An 18,539-nucleotide genomic window follows, 5' to 3' on the forward strand; every position below is an offset into this window, starting at 1 on the left:
CGGAACGCGGCGTGTTGCCGTACAGACCCGCACGCTCGCGGGAAGACAGACACGGCCCCTCGCGCGAGATGCGGGAGGGGCCGTGTCTGTGGTCAGGCTCTAGTGGGCGGGGTAGTCCCGCTCGGTGTAGCCGGTGTAGATCTGGCGCGGGCGGCCGATCTTGGTGCTCGGGTCGGCACTCATCTCGCGCCAGTGCGCGATCCAGCCCGGCAGCCGGCCCAGCGCGAACAGCACGGTGAACATGCGGGTCGGGAAGCCCATGGCCCGGTAGATCACGCCGGTGTAGTAGTCGACGTTCGGGTACAGCTTGCGCTCGACGAAGAAGTCGTCAGTGAGGGCGATCTCCTCCAGCGACTTCGCGATGTCCAGCAGTTCGTCGTCGCCGCCGAGCTTGCCGAGGATCTTGTCGGCCTGCTCCTTGACGATGCGCGCCCGCGGGTCGTAGTTCTTGTAGACCCGATGACCGAAGCCCATGAGCTTCACGCCGTCCTCGCGGTTCTTCACCTTCTTGACGAAGTCGCGGACGTCGCCGTGCTCGGTACGGATCTTCTCCAGCATCTCCAGCACCGCCTGGTTGGCGCCACCGTGCAGCGGGCCCCACAGCGCGTTGATGCCACCGGAGATCGAGGTGAACAGGTTGGCCTGAGAGGAACCCACCAACCGGACTGTTGATGTCGAACAGTTCTGCTCGTGGTCGGCGTGCAGGATGAACAGCATGTCCAGGGCCCGGACCAGCTCCGGGTCGACCTGGTACGGCTCGGCCGGCAGGCCGAAGGTCATGCGCAGGAAGTTCTCGACCAGGTTCAGCGAGTTGTCCGGGTACAGGAACGGCTGACCGACCGACTTCTTGTACGCGTAGGCCGCGATGGTCGGCAGCTTGGCCAGCAGCCGGATGGTCGACAGCTCGACCTGCTCGGGATCCTTCGGGTCGAGCGAGTCCTGGTAGTAGGCACTCAGCGCGTTGGCCGCCGACGACAGCACCGGCATCGGGTGCGCGTTACGCGGGAAGCCGTCGAAGAACCGCTTGAGGTCCTCGTGCAGCAGGGTGTGCCGCTGAATCTTGTTCGTGAACGACTCGAGCTCGGAGGCCGTCGGCAGCTCCCCGTAGATCAGCAGGTAGCTGACCTCGATGAAGTTCGACTTCTCGGCGAGCTGCTCGATCGGGTACCCGCGGTAGCGCAGGATGCCGGCGTCACCGTCGATGTAGGTGATGGCGCTCTTGGTCGCCGAGGTATTGACGAAACCACCGTCGTAGGTGGTGTAACCGGTCTTGGCCAGCAGCGAGCCGAGCTCGATACCGTCAGACCCCTCGGTAGCGCGCACGATCTTGAGGTCGACCTCGCCTCCGGGATACCGAAGGTTGGCGACGTCGTCAGTGCTGGAGGTGTCGGCCACTAGAACCCCTTTTGCGGTGTCGACAGGAGAAACGTCCGGGACTAGACGGTAGTCGTTAAGAGAACTATGTGCCTTGTGGGGGTCGCATATACCCGTTGTCAACCATCATCTGCGCACCACCCGATACCGGACGAACGCGGGTACCACCAGGACCGATACGACGACGCCGACCACCACCAGGACACCGCCGCCCGTCGCTGCCACCGTCGTGCCCACCACCGCGGCCGCCGCACCGTGCACCGCGTCGGCGATCCGCGGGCCACCCGCGACCACCACGGTGAAGACACCCTGCAAACGGCCGCGCAGCTCGTCAGAGGCCGCTTCTTGCAGGATCGTGCTCCGGAACACCGCCGAGACCATGTCCGCGGCCCCGCCGACGGCCAAGAGCACCAGGGCGATCCAGAGGAAGCCGTCAGGCCGGCCCGTGGCCTGACCGACCGCCAGCCCGAAACCGGCCATGGCCGCACCCCACACCACGATCGACACCACGACCGCCAAACCCTGCCTGCGTACCCGCGGCAGCCAGCCGGAAAACACCCCGCCGGCCACCGCGCCGACCGCCATGGCCGCCGACAGCAGGGCCATCGCCGTCCCACCTGCGACCGGCCCGCCGAAGTTCTCATGGGCCATCTGCGGGAACAGCGCCCTCGGCATGCCGAGGATCATCGCGATGAGGTCGACGACGAACGACATGAGCACCACGCGGTTCCCCGACAAGTAGCGGAAGCCGTCCAGCACGGCCGCGAAGCCCCAGCGCGAGGTGTCGTCGTCGGCCGAATGATCGGGCGGCATCGGCGACAGCCGGAAGGTGGCCCAGATCGGCGCGATCGTGGTGAGCGCGTCGATGAAGTACAACGTCGACAGGTCCACCCACCGCAGCATCACACCCGCCAGCAGCGGGCCGATGATCGCACCGGCCTGGAACACCGTCATGTTCAGCGAGTTGGCGGCGGGCAGCTGATCGGCGGGCAGCATCCGCGGAATGGCGGCCGAGCGGGTCGGCGAATTGATCGCGTAGAACGCCTGCTGCACCGACAGCAGGCACAGCACCAGCCAGACGTTGTTGAACCCGGCGGCGGCCTGCACCCACAGCAGCACCGACGCCACCGCCAACCCGCACGACGCGATGATCAGCAGCCGCCGGCGATCCATCGCGTCGGCCCAGGCTCCGCCCCACAGGCCGAACACGATGAGCGGCACCACGCTGAACACACCCGCCAGCCCGACATATGCCGAGTTCTGCGTCAGCGCGTAGAGCTGCACCGGCACCGCGAAGATTGTCAGGTTGGCCCCGATCACGGTGACGACGCTGGAGCCCCAGAGCCTGCGATAGTCCGGGTTGCGCAGCGGCGTGGTGTCGGCGATCAGACCTTTCAGGGCTGGAGCCGTTCGATACGGTCGCCGGTGACGCGAATCCTGTTGTGCACCCGGTTCTCCCGGCCCTGCCAGAACTCGATCACTTCCGGGGCGATCAGGTAGCCGCCCCAGTTCGGCGGCACCGGCACCTCGGGTACGTCAGTGAATCGCTCGGTCACATCACGTAACTGTTCCAGCAGCGCCGTGCGCGAGGCAATCGATTTTGACTGGTGCGACGCCCACGCCCCGAGCTGCGAACCGCGCGGCCGCTTCGACCAGTACTCGGCGGTGTGCTCGGCGTCGACCTTCGTCACCGCGCCGCGGATGTGGATCTGACGGCCCAGCAGGTACCAGGGGAACGTCGCCGAGGCGTAGGGCACGGCGGCCAGCTGATCACCCTTGTCGGAGTCGTAGTTGGTGTAGAAGGAGATGCCCGTCTCCTCGATCGATTTGCACAGCACCGAGCGGGTGACCGGATGCCCGTGCCCATCGACCGTGCCGAGCACCATGGCGTTGGGCTCGGAAACCCCGGCCTGCACGGCGTCGGCCATCCAGTCGCGGAACAATGCCAGCCAGCCCCGGTCCAGCCAGTCGACGTCGAGGTCGACGCTGCCGTCCTTCTCCGCCGAGCCGTACTCGGCCCGCATGCGCGCCAGACGATCAGCCGACTGCTCCATATGATCGGATGTCATGGACGGCGACGCTACGCCCATGCGGTGACACAATGCGGATATGGCGTCCATCACACCACCCGACTACTCGGTGTTCGTCTCGGCGGCAACAGCTTTCGCGGACCTGGTGGCACTGATCCCGGCAACTTCCTGGGACGGCCCCGGACTCGGCGACTGGGATCTGAGGTCGTTGGTCGGGCACACCTCACGGTCATTGATCACCGTCAGCAGCTACCTGCGGATCCCGGCTGAGCGGGAGGATGTAACCGGGCCGGCGCACTACTACTACGCGCTGCTGCGCGGCTATGCCGCGGGCAGCCCCGACATCATCGAGCGCGGCCGCGAGGCCGGGCGCGTTCTGGGCGCGGACCCCTCGGCCAAGGTCACCGAACTACTGCACCAGGTGTTGACCGATCTCGACGGCGCCGGCGACCCACTGATCGCCGTGATCGGCGGTCTGGGCATCCGGCTGAGCAATTACCTGCCGACCCGGGTATTCGAATTGACGGTGCACAGCCTGGATATCGCGCGCGCCACCGGAATCGACTTCGCCCCGCCCGAGCAGGCACTGGAGGCCGCCGCGGTGCTGGCGGCGCAGATCTCCGCACTGACCGGCCAGGCCGCAGCGGTACTGACGGCGCTCACCGGACGCGGTGCTCTGCCTGCCGGTTTCTCCGTGGTCTGACCGTTAGTTACCGGCCGGTAGCCCCACGCCCATCGACTAGTGGAACAATTTCGGCATGACCGGAACCACGTCAGTGTCGACGCCGCAGATCCCCGAGAACTTCGTCGCCGGGCTGGAAGGCGTCGTCGCTTTCACGACCGAGATCGCCGAACCGGACAAGGACGGCGGCGCGCTGCGCTACCGCGGCGTCGACATCGAAGACCTGGTGAGCCACCGTGTCACCTTCGGTGACGTCTGGGCCCTGCTGGTGGACGGCGAGTTCGGCCGAGGCCTGCCGGCCGCCGAACCCTTCCCGCTGCACGTGCACTCGGGCGACGTTCGCGTCGACGTCCAGGCCGCGCTGCCGACGCTGGCCCCGATGTGGGGTTTCCAGCCGCTGCTCGACATCGACGACGACACCGCCCGCGACCAGTTGGCGCAGACGTCGGTGACCGCGCTGTCGTTCGTCGCGCAGTCGGCCCGCGGGATCTACAAGCCCGCCGTACCGCAGCGCGTCGTCGACGAATGCTCAACTGTGACAGCACGTTTCATGACCCGCTGGCAGGGTGAGCCGGACCCGCGGCACATCGAGGCCATCGACGCCTACTGGGTGAGCGCCGCCGAGCACGGCATGAACGCGTCCACCTTCACCGCGCGCGTCATCGCGTCCACCGGAGCCGACGTGCCCGCGTCGCTGTCCGGCGCCATCGGCGCCATGAGCGGCCCGCTGCACGGCGGCGCCCCGGCCCGGGTGCTGCCGATGATCGAGGAGACCGAGCGCACCGGCGACGCCCGGGCCGTGGTCAAGGGCATCCTGGACCGCAAAGAGAAACTGATGGGCTTCGGGCACCGCGTGTACCGCGCCGAGGACCCGCGCGCCCGCGTGCTGCGCGCCACCGCCAAGCGCCTGGACGCCCCGCGCTACGAAGTGGCTGCCGCACTCGAGCAGGCCGCCCTGGCCGAGCTGCGCGAGCGCCGCCCCGACCGGGCCATCGAGACCAACGTCGAGTTCTGGGCCGCGGTGATCCTGGACTTCGCCCAGGTGCCCAGCGCGATGATGCCCGCCATGTTCACCTGCGGCCGCACTGCGGGGTGGTGCGCCCACATCCTGGAACAGAAGCGACTCGGCAAGCTGGTCCGGCCTGCGGCCATCTACGTCGGCCCGCAGCCGCGCAGCGCGGACTCCGTGGCGGGCTGGGACAGCATCAAGCACAGCTGACATTTCGGGCTCAATTTTTTGTCACCGATGAGAAGTAGCGTTGGGGATGGTCATAACGACTGACCCCAATCCACGCAGTACCGCTCTGAGGAGAACACGATGACCGAGTCCCAGACCTTCCTCGCCCCGCACCTCGTCGTCGGCGACGGTGCCGCCGCAATCGACTTCTACGTCAAGGCTTTTGGCGCTACCGAGCTGGGCCGGGTGCCCGGACCCGACGGCAAGCTCATGCACGCCGCGCTGACCATCAACGGCGCGAACGTCTACCTCAACGACGACTTCCCCGAGATGTGTGGCGGCAAGTCGCAGACCCCGAAGGCCTTCGGCGGGACGCCGGTGACCATCCACCTGCAGGTCCCCGATGTCGACGCGGCATACCAGCGCGCCATCGACGCCGGCGCCACCGAACTGATGGCCCCGGCCGACATGTTCTGGGGTGACCGCTATAGCCAGGTGGAAGACCCGTTCGGGCACCACTGGTCGCTGGCGCAGACCGTGCGCGTCGTCAGTCCTGAAGAACTCGCCGAGGCGATGGCAGCCCAGCAGGGCTAGCGATTCGGGCGTGATCCGTAACGCGAGGCGTTACGGATCACGCCGAAATCAGCTGAAGGCGCCGAGCAGACGCTGACGCAGCGTCGGCTTCGGTGCGCTGGCGGCAGCAGCCAGCATATCGGACACGTCGATGAACTTGTCCCGTGGCCGGTCCGCTCCACCGCGGGCGATCTCGGCCGCATTGATGGCCCGCCACCCCGCCATGTCGACCACTTCTGGCCGCCGGTCGCGGATGAGTTGTTGCAGCGCACCATTTCTCGCGGTGGGCTCGCCGAGACGGCTGGCGTTGTAGTCGGCGACCAGCCGATCGACGGTGTGCGCCGCGCAGGACTTGTTGGTGCCGATGAAGCCCGTCGGACCACGCTTGATCCATCCCGCGACATAGCTGCCGCGGACCGGCTCACCGGTGGCCGGATCGATGACACGACCCTCGTCGTTGGGGACCACCCCAGCCGCTTCGTCGAACGGCAGACTACGAATTGCCTTGCCGTGGTAGCCGATTGACGTCAGCACCAGGCCGGCGTCGAGCTGACGCACCTCGTCTGTGCCGGTCACGGTGAACTCGATGCCGGTGACCTTGTCCGAGCCGAGTACCCGGGCCGGGGTCAGCTGGTAGGCCAACCGAATCCGCGGGCGGGTCGCCGGCGCGGAGCTGTCGGCCAGCTTGGCGATGATCTCGAGCTTGTGCCGCGTCAGCGCGTCCGTCTCTGCTTCGAGATCGCGGCGGACCAGCTCGTGGTCTGCGGCGTCGAGCACCACGTCGCACGTCGCCGTCAGACCGATCAACTCGGGCAGGGTGAACGCGGAGTGGATCGGGCCACGCCGGGCCACGATGACCACCTCGCGCACCTTCGAGTCTCGCAGTGCGGCCAGGGCATGGTCGGAAATGTCGGTGCGCGCCAACGCATCCGGATCGGCGGTCAGGATGCGGGCCACGTCGAACGCGACGTTGCCGTTACCGATGATCACCGCCCGCTCGTGGCCCAGATCGACCGGCAGATGCGAGAACTCGGGGTGCCCGTTGTACCAGGCCACCACCTCAGTGGCGGTTCCAGTTCCCGGCAGCTCCATGCCCTCGATGTCGAGACGCTTGTCGTTGGGCGCACCCACCGCGTACAGCACCGCGTGGTGGTGCTCCAGCAGCTCGGCGTGCGAGATATCCCGACCCACCTCGACGTTGAGGTAGAAGTCGAGCCCACGACGCTCGGTGATCCGGTCGAACAGCCGGGTCACGCCCTTGGTGTTCTGGTGGTCGGGGGCAACCCCGGCACGCACCAGCCCATACGGCGTCGGCAGCTTCTCGAAGACGTTGACCCGGACCCCGCTCTGGGTCAACAACTCGTCGGCGGCGTACATGGCAGCCGGCCCGGAGCCGACGATCGCGACCCGCAGCGGACCGTGCGGACGCTGGTCCACCGCCGGGGCGTCGGGCACCGGCGCCAGCTTCGACGTCGGCGGCAGCTTTCCCTCGTACTTCGGATAGAAGGACGCGTTGAGCTCGATGAACGGCAGCTGCGCTTCGGTCAGCTTCGTGTCGGGCTTGATCGCGCCGACCGGGCAGGCCGTGATGCAGGCACCACAGTCCACGCAAGCGGCGGGATCGATGAACAACATTTCGGCGGTAGCGAAGCCCGGCTCGTCCGGGGACGGGTGAATACAGTTCACCGGGCATGCGAAAACGCATGAACCATCGCTACAGCACGACTGAGTAATGACGTGCGGCATGAGTTACCTAGATGCTCAGGCAGCGACCACGACGTGCTGGCGCTGCGGCTCGCTGCGGTACCGGCTCGGCGGGCCGTCGATCTTGCAGAGCTTCCACATGATCTTGGCCAGCGGGTTCATCAGACCGGTGTCGTAGGCCAGCATCCGGACGTCGGAGAACATGTTGCGCAGGAACATGCGCGACTCCGGGGCGTCGAAGAACAGCTCGTCGCGCACCGACTTCGGAATGTCGAAGGTCTTCCAGAAGACGCGCGGCGGCACGATGATCGCCGAGCACAGGATGCGCATGGTCAGCGGCACGAACAGCGACAGCCAGAATTTCTTCCAGCGGCTCAGCTCCGGAACGCGCTTGTGCAGGTACTCGTGGGCGAACGAGATGTGGCGGGCCTCCTCGGCCACGTGGATGGCCATGACCCGCTCCATGATCGGGTGCAGCTCGCTGCCCTCACGCAGGATGTTCTTCTGGGTGTGGTCGATGGGCTCCTCGCCGGCGAGCACGCCGAAGAAGAACGGGATGGGCGCCGGGCCGGCGGCCAGCGGGATCAGCGGCTGAATCCACTTGAGCAGCTTCGGCATGCCCGGGACGTCAACCCCCATGTGGTTGACCATCTCCTGGAACATCAGGGTGTGGTTGCCCTCTTCGATGGCCTCATGGGTGCAGTACCGGAACTCCGGCGACCCGTTCGGGACCCAGAACGCGTACTCCATCAGGCCGCGGATCAGGATGTTCTCGAAGTGCAGACCGACCTTGGCGACGTTGGCCTGGCGCCACATGCCGATCTCGATCTGGCGCTCGTGTGACTGGGCCTGGTACCACGGGTGGCCACCGAGCGGGTCGGTGTCCGGGAGGATCCAGCGCGGGTCATTGGGGACCACAGCGAATTCCGGCGAGTCCCAGCCGATGTCCGTGTACGGGTTGAAGTTGCGCCGCACCGACCCCTCGGACAGCGTGGCAAGCTTCTCGACGTAGACCTGGTCATCGAGCACGTCCATGTTCCGACGCCAGCGACGGATCATGCGGGTACGAGCCATTTTCGAGCCTCCCAAGGCTTAGGTGTCAGCTTTACATTCGGCTGCCTTATGCCCAACGGTACCGGGGGTACCACCTAAAAACTAGTGCCCGCCGTCACACATATGGACCTCTTTTGTGGCCCCGGTCACATCTGTGGGTCGAATGCCCGAGCAAGCAGCCGGATCCCCACGACACCGGGGCGTGGACCTGCAACTACGCTGACACCCATGGCTGAGCTCACCATCCCCGCCGACATCAAGCCCGCCGACGGACGCTTCGGCTGCGGCCCGTCCAAGGTTCGCCCCGAGCAGCTGACCGCCCTGGCCGCCGCCGGCGACCTGTTCGGCACCTCGCATCGCCAGGCCCCGATCAAGAACCTGGTCGGCCGCGTCCGCGACGGCGTCAAGCAACTGTTCTCCACCCCCGACGGCTACGAGGTCATCCTCGGCAACGGCGGCTCGACCGCGTTCTGGGACGCCGCCGCGTTCGGCCTCATCGACAAGCGCTCGCTGCACCTCACCTACGGCGAGTTCAGCAGCAAGTTCGCCTCGTGCGTCGCCAAGAACCCATTCGTCGGCGACCCGATCGTCATCAAGGCCGACGCCGGCAGCGCGCCCGCCGTGCAGTCGGACCCGGACGTCGACGTCGTGGCCTGGGCCCACAACGAGACCTCGACCGGTGTCGCGGTGCCGATCCAGCGTCCCGCCGGTGACGCGCTCGTCGCCATCGACGCCACCTCGGCCGCCGGCGGCCTGCCGGTCAACATCGCCGACACCGACGCCTACTACTTCGCGCCGCAGAAGAACTTCGCCTCTGACGGCGGGCTGTGGATCGCCGTGATGAGCCCTGCCGCACTGGCCCGCGTCGAGCAGATCGCCGCCACCGACCGCTGGGTGCCCGACTTCCTGTCGCTGCCCATCGCGGTGGAGAACAGCCTCAAGAACCAGACCTACAACACCCCGGCGATCGCGACCCTGATCCTGCTCGCCGAGCAACTGGACTGGCTCAACGGCAACGGCGGCCTGGACTGGGCCGTTAAGCGCACCGCCGACTCGTCGCAGCGGCTGTACTCGTGGGCCGAGTCGCGTCCGTTCACCACGCCGTTCGTCGCGGACCCGGCGCTGCGGTCGCAGGTGGTCGGCACCATCGACTTCAACGACGATGTGGATGCCGCCGCGGTGGCAAAGGTATTGCGCGCCAACGGAATTGTCGACACCGAGCCGTACCGCAAGCTGGGTCGCAACCAGCTGCGCGTCGCCATGTTCCCGGCCGTCGACCCCGACGACATCAGCGCGCTGACGGCGTGCGTCGACTGGGTCGTGGAACGGCTGTAGCGCGGCTCTCCGCATGATCTGAATCGGCAACCGAGGCGCGCAGCTCAGCAAGAGCTGCGCGCCTCGGTGTGTCAGCACGGTTACGAGTCGATAACGCAGTAGGGTGGGCCGTTAAGCCGCGTCCTAGGAGGTCACCAATGAGGGAACTCAAGGTCGTCGGACTCGACGCCGACGGCAAGCGCATCATCTGCGAAACCGCCGACACCGCAGAGAAATTCGTGGTGCGCGTCGATAATCGCCTGAAGGCCGCCGTCCGCGGCGACCGGGCCGCCAGCAACCAGACGGAGATCGAGGTCGAGGTCGAGGTGCCCAATTCCCTGCGCCCCCGTGACATCCAGTCCCGCATCCGGGCCGGCGCCTCCGTCGAACAGCTCGCCGCGGCCGCCGGCGTGACGCCGGAGCGCGTCATGCGCTTCGCTCACCCCGTGCTGCTGGAACGGTCCCGCGCCGCCGAGCTCGCCAGCGCGTCGCACCCGATCCTGCCCGACGGTCCGTCGGTACTGACCCTGCTGGAGACGGTGACCGGGGCCCTGATCGCCCGCGGCCTCGATCCCGAGGCCACCAAGTGGGACGCCTGGCGCAACGAGGACAGCCGGTGGACCGTGCAGTTCGGCTGGAAGGCCGGACGCTCCGACAACATCGCGCACTTCCGGTTCAGCCCGGGCGCCCACGGCGGCACCACCACCGCGTTCGACGACGCCGCGACCGAGCTCATCGATCCGAACTACACCCGCCCGGCCCTGCGGTCGGTCGCACCGCTCCCGCAGCTGCACTTCGAGGAATCGGTCGCCGAGATCCCGATGCCCGCCTTCGTGCCGGAACCGGAGCCCACTCCGGAACCCGTGCCGGCCCAGGTCGTCGTCATGACACCGCCTCCCGTCGCTCCCCTGGTGCCCCCGGTGCCCGCGGCGCCTGTCGCCCCGCCGGCACCCGAGCCCATCCCGGTACCGGAACCGGCTGCCGCGGTCGAAACCCCCGAAACTCCCGAGCCGGTCGCTCCCACGGCGCGTCCGCGCAAGAAGAAGCCCGAGATTCCGGCCTGGGAAGACGTCCTGCTGGGCGTGCGGGCCAACGGCCAGCGCTGACCCCGCGTTTCTCACGTTGACCCCGCACTGAGGGTCTCCGGCACTCGACGTCTTGCGCCGTGGATACAGAGTCAACCCGTGGGTCAGTCAATGTCGAGTTGACCCTGCACTGAGGGTCGTCGCTACTCGCACTTTTGCGCCGTAGATACAGGATCAACGGCGGGCGGGGCTAACGCGCCAGCGCGATGGCCAGTGTCGCGACCCAGCCCAGCGCCACGCCCAGCCCGGCGCCCCAGACAAACCAGCGCCATACGGGGCGCACGCGCCAGCTCCATACCGTCGGGGCCAGGCCGCCGACCGCCACCGCGTTCAACCCCACCGACAGCAGCGGATGCACCCGCAACAGCCCGAGGGACAAGACGATGATGGCGGCGGCCGTCACCGCGGCCACGAACGCCGACACCGTCAGTCCGGTGCCCCACGGCGTGCGCGACGGCAAGGTCATCTGAGCCAATCTAGACCGCCGATCGGGTGCGTTCGTAGAACGCCATGGCTGCGGCGGTGGCGACGTTCAGCGAGTCGGTGCCCCGCGACATCGGAATGCGCGCCCGCACCTCGCAGGCCCGCATGGTGTGTTCGGTCAACCCGGGACCTTCCGCGCCGACCAGCACCCCGACCTTCTGATCGGCCAGTGGCGCGAGGGCGTCGGCCAGCGGCACGGACCCCTCCCCCGGCGTCATGGCGATCAAGTGAAAGCCGTTGTCCTGCATCAATTTCAGATCGCCGGGCCAGGACTCCGCGCGAGCGTAGGGCACCAGCAGAGCGTGGCCCATCGACACCCGGACCGCGCGCCGGTACAGCGGGTCGGCGCACCCGGTGCCGAACACCACCGCGTCGACGTTGAGGCCCGCGGCGTTGCGGAAGATCGAGCCCAGGTTCTCGTGGTCGTTGACGCCCTCGAGCACCGCGACGGTCCGGGCGCCCTGCAGCACCTCGGGCACCGACAATTCGACCGGACGTGGCGCCGCGGCCAGCACGCCGCGGTTGAGGTGAAAGCCGACCACCTCCGCCATCACCTCGGCGCTGGCGCGGTAGTACGGCACGCCGCAACCGGCCAGGTCGTCGGACAGTTCTCGGAGCCGGCGATCGGTGCCCAGGAAGCCCCGCGGACTGAACCGCGATGCCAGCATGCGCTGCGCCACCAACACGCCTTCGGCGATCACCAGGCCCTTGCCCGACGGCAGGTCGGGGCGGCGGTCCACGCTGTTGAGGTCGCGAAAATCGTCGAGCCGCGGATCGGCGGGGTCGTCGACGTCGACAACGATGACGTCGTCCAGGGCGTCGATGTCGGGCGCCGCGCTCACTGGGCTTCGTCGATGATCGCGAACATCAGGTCCGCCGCGGCGAGCAGCGTCGCGCGGTCCTGCTGCTTCAGCTTCTCCAGCCGTCCCTGCAGCCATTCCATGCCGGCTCGGCGCTCGGCTTCGAAAAGCTCTTCACCGGCCGGGGACACCACAACCAGCACCTGGCGCCGGTCGTCGGGATGCGAACTGCGTTCCACCAGCCCCAGTTCGACCAGCGACGCGATGACCCGCGTCATCGACGGCGGCCGCACCCGCTCGCGGGTGGCCAGCGCGCCCGGCGTCATCGGGCCTTCCTTGGCGAGGGTCGCCAGTGCCGACAACTGCGTCAGGGACACCGGGGAATCGGGACGACGGAACCGCAACTGTCGCGCCAGCCGCACGACGGCCAGCGACAGGTCATTGGCCAAGCGGTCATCGGCGTCCGTCACGAGCAGATAGCGTACCGATCGATCGACTAGCGTTAGAGGAGATGGCCACGCCCGCGCACGAACACCCGGCGGCACCACAGCCGCCGGCTCTCCCCGACCGACTCCTCGACCCGGTTCCGGTGATCGTGGTGATCGCTGTGGGCTGGCTGGTCGCGGTGGTCTTGGCCTTCACCGTCGCGGCCCTGCACGACTGGCGTCCGGTGACCGTCGCGGGCCTCGGTGTCGGCGTACTGGGCACATCTATATTTCTGTGGCAACGCAGCGCAGCCCGTCGGGGCGCACGTGGTGCCCAACGCGGCCTGCGCTGACCCAACGTCTCGACAAGGGAGAGTCCGATGGCTGGAGAAACACCTCTGCTGCAGGCAGACATCACCATCAACGCACCAGTGGCCAAGGTCTGGGCTCTGATCTCCGACCTCGACAACATGCCCAAATGGAGCCCGCAGTGTCGGACCATGAAGGCGATCGGCGCCGTCAAGGTCGGCACCAAGACCGTCAACGTCAACCGGCGGGGCGCGATGTTCTGGCCGACGACCGCGACCATCACCGCACTCGACCCGCAGCAGAAGCTGTCGTTCCGGGTCAACACCAACAACACCGAGTGGACCTACGACCTCGAGCCCTCCGGCACCGGTACCAAGGTCACCGTCAGCCGGCACGCGGAAGCCGTGAAACCGATCTCCAGCACGCTGATCAACCGCTTCATGGGTGGTGTGCCCAACTTCGAAGTGGAACTGGTCGAGGGCATGAAGACCTCGCTCGGCCGGATCAAGGCCGCGGCCGAAGGTTCCTCGAACTAAGTACCGAGGTCGAGCACGCCGTCGTCGAACGGCTCGAACGCCGGTGAGCCGATGGGCTCCGGCGGCGGCGTGTCCGAATGGGCGCCACAGCCGTACTCTGCCGACACCACGCGTCCGTCCGCGGACAGCTCGTTGGCGCAAACACCGAACACCAGGCCGAGCGACCCCGACAGCGGCACGAAGAAGCCACAGCCACGGCAGGTTCGTCGGGTGGCGCGCGCCATGGCGGCGTTCGGTCCGAAGTCGCCGTCCTGCCAGCGCTGCGCGGCGTCCGTCCGGCCCCAGTCGCTGAGCACCTGCTTGCGGCCGAACCCGATCTCAGCGGCGACCTCGTCCAGCTCGGGATCACCGGACGCCAGGTAACCCGGCACCAGACGCGGATCGTTGGGCAGCGGAGACAACAGATCACCGGGGCTCAGGTCGCCCGGCTGCACGCGCTCATTCCACGGCACCCATTGCGGGGCCAGCAGCGCATCCGGACCCGGCACCAGGACCACTTCGCTGACGGTGGTGTGGTCGGCGCCCGGATAGGTCGCCAGCACCACTGCCCACTGCCAGCCGTGGTAGCCGGGCATCGAGGCGAGGAAACGATGGGTCACCGAGGCCGGGTCGTCGAAGCTGGCGCCCAGGTAGTCGCCGACGACGCCGTCACCGCTGAATTCGATGATCGCGGCGCGGGCCTGATCGACCGCGCCCATCAGGATCGGGGTCAGGTCGGGCAGGTCGGCCGCTTCGACAACCGGCTCGGGCTCGGGGGCTGCTTCGGCCTCCGGCGCATCGTCGGTCTCCACAGCCGGGACCTCGGCGGACGGGGATTCGTCGGCAGCGGCCTGCGGCTGCGGCTCGTCGACGGTCTCCGGCACGTCGGCGGATTCCACTGCCTCAGCGGGAACTTCGACGGCCTCCACGGTTTCCGCGGCGGCTTCAGCGGCCGGCACCTCGACCGGCGCCTCCGTCGGCGTCGACTCGTCCGGCGTCACGGCTGCCGATTCGGTGTCATTGGGCGTGTCCATCGCGATCAATACTGCCTGACCACCCAGGACAAGGCCACACCGCCTGCCTGCGCGCCGCTGTCGGCAGCATGGGGAACAATCGTGCTCATGAGTGGACCGCGGGACGCCGGGTGGTCGGGAGATCCCCGCTACTACCCGCCGCGCCCACCGCGCCGCCATGACGAAGAGCATCCCGGCATGGCCAACTACCCGAGCGATCCCGATCATTCACGACGCCGTCCGCCGCCTCGGGGCTCATCCGCGCACAGCGACAACCGGTGGCTGCCGCCGCTGGACGACGACCACCACGATGGTGCCGGCTACGACCGTGGCTACGACGATGACCGGGATGAGCGGCGCCGTGACTACGACGACCGGCGCGGCGGCCCCGCGGGCGGCGAGAAGATCACCGTCACCCGCGCCGCTGCCCAGCGCAGTCGCGAGATGGGCACCAAGGTGTACGGGCTGGTGCACCGCGCTGCCACCGCCGATGGCGCCGACAAGTCCGGCCTGACGGCGCTGACCTGGCCGGTCGTCGCGAACAACGCGCTGGACGCGGCCATGGGCATCGCGCTGGCCAACACCTTGTTCTTCGCGGCGGCATCCGGCGAGTCCAAGAGCAAGGTGGCCCTGTACCTACTCATCACCATCGCGCCGTTCGCGGTGATCGCCCCGCTGATCGGGCCGGCGCTGGACCGGGTGCAGCACGGCCGCCGGGTCGCCCTGGCGGTGTCGTTCGCGCTGCGCGTGGTGCTGGCACTGGTGCTGATCGGCAACTACGACGGCGCCACCGGCAGCTATCCGCCCTGGGTGCTGTACCCGTGCGCGCTGGGCATGATGGTGCTGTCCAAGTCGTTCAGTGTGCTGCGCAGTGCGGTCACGCCACGCGTGCTCCCGCCGAGCATCGACCTGGTCCGGGTCAATTCCCGGCTCACCATGTTCGGGTTGCTGGGTGGCACCGGGCTCGGCGGTGGCCTCGCGGCCGCATTCGAGTACACCTTCGGTCTGATGCACCTGCCGGGCGCGCTCTACGTCGTCGCCGTCGTGGCCGTCGCGGGTGCGGTCCTGACGATGCGCATCCCCAAATGGGTCGAGGTCACCGAGGGCGAGGTGCCGGCGACGCTGTCGTACCACGCGCCGACCGAGCAGCTCCGGCATCCGCATCACGACCAATCTCCGCGGCAGCCGTTGGGCCGCAACATCATCACGTCGCTGTGGGGCAACTGCACCATCAAGGCACTCGTCGGATTCCTGTTCCTGTACCCGGCGTTCGTCGCCAAGTCGCACGACGCGGGCGCGTGGGAGCAGCTGAAGATCCTCGGGCTCATCGGCGCCGCCGCGGGCATCGGCAACATCGCCGGCAACATCGCCAGCGCCCGGCTCAAGCTGGGGCATCCCGCGCAGGTGGTCGTACGCGCCACCGTCATCGTCACCGCGTGCGCCATCGCCGCCGCGGTGGCCGGCAATCTGATGGTGGCCGCGGCAGCAGCACTGATCACCTCGGCAGCCACGGCGATCTCCAAGGCATCTCTGGACGCGTCACTGCAACACGACCTGCCCGAAAAGTCCCGGGCATCCGCCTTCGGCCGGTCCGAGTCCGTTCTGCAGTTGGCCTGGGTGATCGGCGGCGCCATCGGTGTGCTGATCTATACCGACCTCTGGGTCGGGTTCACCGCGATCAGCGCCCTGCTGATTCCCGGGCTGGCCCAGACCCTGGTGAGCTACAACGGAGGCTCATTGATCCCGGGCCTGGGCGGTAACCGACCCGTACTAGCCGAACAGGAAGGACCACGGCCCGATCCCGCGGCAATGCCCGGGGCGCGCCAAGGATGGATATGAAACGAGTTCTCGCGCTGTTGGCAGTGGTCGCGGTGCTGTCTGCGACGGCCACCGGTGTCCTGGTCTGGCGGATGACGCGGCACCAGGGCCCCGACTTCCCCGAGATCAGCGCCTTTACCGACGGCCAGCTGGCCCGGGTCGGGCCGTACCGCTACTGCGACGTGCACCTGAAAGCATGCGACGTCCCCGCGACGACGGGTGAGCTGCACGTGACGGCGCGGCATCCGATTCAGCTGTCGGTGCCGCAGGCCATCGCCCGCGCACCGTGGGTGCTGCTGCTCGCCTACGAGGACGGCGGCTCGGCGGTCAGCGAGTTCCGGCCGGACAAGCGGCTGGCCGTGACGATCCCGACTGTCGACCCGCATCACGGCAAGCTGCTCGGGCTCGCCGTCCAGCTACCCACGCTGGCAAGGGATTCCGACGGTAACGAGTTCCCGCTGCCGCACGCCGAATGGTCGGTGCGGACCGTCTGGCCGTAACCGCCGAATGGCCACTTGTCGCACGAATTTTCACGATTTCCGTGTCACAGGTGGCCACTCGGCGTAGGGGTCAGGCGCCGTGGCCGATCGGCACCTGTTCGCCCGCACGGACCGGGCCGGGTGGTGTGCCGTCACCGAAAGGCCTGCCGCCCAACGCTTCCCGGCCGTGCGGCGTGAGCCAGTCGGCCAGCTCGGGTCCTTTCGGCACGATCCGCGTCGGATTGATGTCCGCGTGCACGATGTAGTAGTGCTGCTTGATCTGCACGAAGTCGACGGTGTCGCCGAAGCCCGGCGTCTGGAACAGATCCCGGGCGTACGCCCACAGCACCGGCATCTCGGTGAGCTTGGACCGGTTGCATTTGAAGTGCCCGTGGTAGACGGGGTCGAACCGGGCCAGCGTGGTGAACAGCCGTACGTCGGCCTCGGTGATGGTGTCCCCCACCAGATACCGTTGGCCACTGAGCCTTTCGGTCAGCCAGTCCAGCGCGGTGAACAGCCGGTCGTAGGCGGCGTCGTATGACTCCTGCGAGCCCGAGAACCCACAGCGGTAGACGCCGTTGTTGACCTCGGTGTAGACGCGATGCGCCACCTCGTCGATCTCGGCGCGTAGGTGCTCCGGGTACAGCTGCGGCGCACCGGGACGGTGATACGCCGTCCATTCGGTCGACAGGTCCAGCGTCAATTGCGGGAAGTCGTTGGTCGCCACCGCGCCGGTCGGCACGTCGACGATCGCCGGCACCGTGATGCCCTTGGGGTAGTCCGGGTCGCGCTTGAAGTACGCATCCTGCAGCCGCGGGATCTTCAGCACCGGGTCCACCCCATCGGGGTCCAGGTCGAACGTCCAGCTGCGCTGATCGTGCGTCGGACCGCAAAAGCCAATGGAGAGCACATCTTCCAGGCCCAGCAGCCGACGAACGATGATGGCGCGGTTGGCCCACGGGCAGGCCCGAGCGACGATCAGCCGGTACCTGCCGGGTTCGACGGGGTAACCGTCACGGCCGTCGGCCGTGATCCGGGTGCTGATGTAGTTGGTGTCGCGGGTGTATTCAGTACCGGGGTCGACGTAGGACACGTCCCCAGTCTGCCCGCCCAAAGTTGGCTTGTGTACGAGAAATCAGTGGTCGATACCCGGACACAAGCCAACGCTCGGCCCAGGGATCAGGCGTCGAGCTCACGCGCGACGGCCTTGACCACCTCGGACACCTTGCGGGCGGTCTTCTTGTCCGGGTAACGGCCCCGGCGCAGCTCGGACTGCACCGCGTCCTCGAGGAGGGTGATCATGTCCGACACCATGCCGTGCAGCTCGTCGGGCGTGTGCTTGTGCTCAGGGGCCGACGCCTCGCGACGCGTGCGCGACAAACTCGGCGGCGGGTCGATCAGCTTGAGGCTCAGCGCCTGCGGACCGCGGCGCCCGGCGGCGACGCCGAACTCGACGCGCTGACCGGCCTTGAGACCTTCGACCCCGTCGGGCAGCGCCGAAGACCGGACGTAGACGTCCTCGCCCTCTTCCTGAGAGAGGAAGCCGAAGCCCTTCTCCGTGTCGTACCACTTAACCCGGCCGCTTGGCACTGGTCTCACCTGCTCGTTCTCAAACTACGGTCACATAAGGAAAGCGCCCCACCGACGCAGGACGCGTTGACGTTGATTCTACTCGGCCACCTCTGATCGCAGCATCCCCATTACT

Annotated in this window: 20 protein-coding genes; 9 read left to right on the forward strand and 11 right to left on the reverse strand. The window is 67.8% G+C overall.

Annotation, left to right across the window (positions count from 1 at the left end; genetic code table 11):
• Nucleotides 1-99: 99 nt before the first annotated feature.
• From ACNO8X_RS27505 to pdxH, 3 genes are all read right to left on the reverse strand, one after another.
• Entirely contained in the window at nt 100-1,395 is a 1,296-nt protein-coding gene (locus ACNO8X_RS27505; RefSeq protein ID WP_043390565.1) for a citrate synthase, read from the reverse strand.
• Nucleotides 1,396-1,500: 105 nt separating this feature from the next.
• The gene (locus ACNO8X_RS27510) at nt 1,501-2,772 is read right to left on the reverse strand and encodes an MFS transporter (protein ID WP_418006057.1); all 1,272 of its coding nucleotides are present in this window, start codon (nt 2,770-2,772) and stop codon (nt 1,501-1,503) included.
• Nucleotides 2,769-3,443: a pyridoxamine 5'-phosphate oxidase gene (pdxH, locus tag ACNO8X_RS27515; protein ID WP_418003573.1), complete on the reverse strand. Its 675-nt coding sequence runs from the start codon at nt 3,441-3,443 to the stop codon at nt 2,769-2,771. Before pdxH ends, ACNO8X_RS27510 begins: the two co-directional genes overlap by 4 nt.
• A 40-nt stretch (nt 3,444-3,483) precedes the next feature.
• Here pdxH and ACNO8X_RS27520 point away from each other — a divergent pair, with 40 nt between their 5' ends.
• The 3 genes from ACNO8X_RS27520 (at nt 3,484) to ACNO8X_RS27530 (ending at nt 5,857) form a co-directional block, all read left to right on the forward strand.
• Nucleotides 3,484-4,107 (forward strand): maleylpyruvate isomerase N-terminal domain-containing protein, encoded by a 624-nt coding sequence (locus tag ACNO8X_RS27520; RefSeq protein WP_418003574.1) that lies wholly within the window; start codon nt 3,484-3,486, stop codon nt 4,105-4,107.
• A 55-nt stretch (nt 4,108-4,162) separates the two neighbouring features.
• Nucleotides 4,163-5,305 (forward strand): citrate synthase 2, encoded by a 1,143-nt coding sequence (locus ACNO8X_RS27525; protein ID WP_418003575.1) that lies wholly within the window; start codon nt 4,163-4,165, stop codon nt 5,303-5,305.
• A gap of 99 nt (nt 5,306-5,404) precedes the next feature.
• Nucleotides 5,405-5,857: a VOC family protein gene (locus ACNO8X_RS27530; protein WP_071286748.1), complete on the forward strand. Its 453-nt coding sequence runs from the start codon at nt 5,405-5,407 to the stop codon at nt 5,855-5,857.
• Between the two features lie 48 nt (nt 5,858-5,905).
• Here the strand turns inward: ACNO8X_RS27530 and ACNO8X_RS27535 are convergent, their stop codons facing one another.
• Both ACNO8X_RS27535 and ACNO8X_RS27540 read right to left on the reverse strand, forming a co-directional pair.
• Entirely contained in the window at nt 5,906-7,582 is a 1,677-nt protein-coding gene (locus tag ACNO8X_RS27535; protein ID WP_418003576.1) for an FAD-dependent oxidoreductase, read from the reverse strand.
• 15 nt (nt 7,583-7,597) lie between these two features.
• Complete coding sequence (locus ACNO8X_RS27540; RefSeq protein ID WP_133762313.1) at nt 7,598-8,614, reverse strand: AurF N-oxygenase family protein; 1,017 nt, start codon at nt 8,612-8,614, stop codon at nt 7,598-7,600.
• A gap of 207 nt (nt 8,615-8,821) precedes the next feature.
• Here ACNO8X_RS27540 and serC point away from each other — a divergent pair, with 207 nt between their 5' ends.
• Together serC and sepH are read left to right on the forward strand one after the other, a co-directional pair.
• The gene (serC, locus tag ACNO8X_RS27545; protein ID WP_043390555.1) at nt 8,822-9,928 is read left to right on the forward strand and encodes a phosphoserine transaminase; all 1,107 of its coding nucleotides are present in this window, start codon (nt 8,822-8,824) and stop codon (nt 9,926-9,928) included.
• Nucleotides 9,929-10,065: 137 nt separating this feature from the next.
• The gene (sepH, locus tag ACNO8X_RS27550; protein WP_418003577.1) at nt 10,066-11,013 is read left to right on the forward strand and encodes a septation protein SepH; all 948 of its coding nucleotides are present in this window, start codon (nt 10,066-10,068) and stop codon (nt 11,011-11,013) included.
• Nucleotides 11,014-11,182: 169 nt separating this feature from the next.
• Here the strand turns inward: sepH and ACNO8X_RS27555 are convergent, their stop codons facing one another.
• The 3 genes from ACNO8X_RS27555 to ACNO8X_RS27565 are packed head-to-tail and all read right to left on the reverse strand — an operon-like array spanning nt 11,183 to nt 12,745.
• Nucleotides 11,183-11,458, reverse strand: coding sequence for a DUF2537 domain-containing protein (locus tag ACNO8X_RS27555; RefSeq protein ID WP_418003578.1), 276 nt, complete (start codon nt 11,456-11,458; stop codon nt 11,183-11,185).
• A gap of 10 nt (nt 11,459-11,468) precedes the next feature.
• Nucleotides 11,469-12,317, reverse strand: coding sequence for a TrmH family RNA methyltransferase (locus tag ACNO8X_RS27560; RefSeq protein ID WP_418003579.1), 849 nt, complete (start codon nt 12,315-12,317; stop codon nt 11,469-11,471).
• Nucleotides 12,314-12,745 carry a MarR family winged helix-turn-helix transcriptional regulator gene (locus ACNO8X_RS27565; RefSeq protein WP_133762318.1) on the reverse strand — a complete coding sequence of 144 codons (432 nt, stop codon included), beginning with the start codon at nt 12,743-12,745 and terminating at the stop codon, nt 12,314-12,316. Before ACNO8X_RS27565 ends, ACNO8X_RS27560 begins: the two co-directional genes overlap by 4 nt.
• Nucleotides 12,746-12,786: 41 nt before the next feature.
• Between ACNO8X_RS27565 and ACNO8X_RS27570 the strand changes: the two genes are divergently transcribed.
• Nucleotides 12,787-13,053: a DUF2530 domain-containing protein gene (locus ACNO8X_RS27570; protein ID WP_043983892.1), complete on the forward strand. Its 267-nt coding sequence runs from the start codon at nt 12,787-12,789 to the stop codon at nt 13,051-13,053.
• A gap of 27 nt (nt 13,054-13,080) precedes the next feature.
• Nucleotides 13,081-13,545, forward strand: coding sequence for an SRPBCC family protein (locus ACNO8X_RS27575; RefSeq protein ID WP_418003580.1), 465 nt, complete (start codon nt 13,081-13,083; stop codon nt 13,543-13,545).
• On the opposite strand, the gene ACNO8X_RS27580 is transcribed toward ACNO8X_RS27575, so the two are convergent.
• Nucleotides 13,542-14,243, reverse strand: a complete 702-nt coding sequence (locus tag ACNO8X_RS27580; protein WP_082067791.1) for a DUF3027 domain-containing protein — start codon at nt 14,241-14,243, stop codon at nt 13,542-13,544. The two genes, ACNO8X_RS27575 and ACNO8X_RS27580, sit on opposite strands and share 4 nt — an antisense overlap.
• Before the next feature lie 402 nt (nt 14,244-14,645).
• On the opposite strand from ACNO8X_RS27580, the gene ACNO8X_RS27585 reads away from it, so the two are divergent.
• The gene (locus tag ACNO8X_RS27585; protein WP_418003581.1) at nt 14,646-16,376 is read left to right on the forward strand and encodes an MFS transporter; all 1,731 of its coding nucleotides are present in this window, start codon (nt 14,646-14,648) and stop codon (nt 16,374-16,376) included.
• On the forward strand, nt 16,373-16,855 hold the full coding sequence (locus tag ACNO8X_RS27590) for a DUF2771 domain-containing protein (RefSeq protein WP_043390538.1): 483 nt from the start codon (nt 16,373-16,375) through the stop codon (nt 16,853-16,855). Before ACNO8X_RS27585 ends, ACNO8X_RS27590 begins: the two co-directional genes overlap by 4 nt.
• A gap of 70 nt (nt 16,856-16,925) precedes the next feature.
• Here the strand turns inward: ACNO8X_RS27590 and ACNO8X_RS27595 are convergent, their stop codons facing one another.
• Nucleotides 16,926-17,927, reverse strand: coding sequence for a glutathione S-transferase family protein (locus tag ACNO8X_RS27595; RefSeq protein ID WP_418003582.1), 1,002 nt, complete (start codon nt 17,925-17,927; stop codon nt 16,926-16,928).
• 86 nt (nt 17,928-18,013) lie between these two features.
• Entirely contained in the window at nt 18,014-18,424 is a 411-nt protein-coding gene (locus ACNO8X_RS27600) for a cold-shock protein (protein ID WP_043390536.1), read from the reverse strand.
• Between the last annotated feature and the right edge of the window lie 115 nt (nt 18,425-18,539).

This window comes from Mycobacterium sp. PDNC021, from assembly GCF_048282635.1.
GTDB lineage: Bacteria > Actinomycetota > Actinomycetes > Mycobacteriales > Mycobacteriaceae > Mycobacterium > Mycobacterium llatzerense.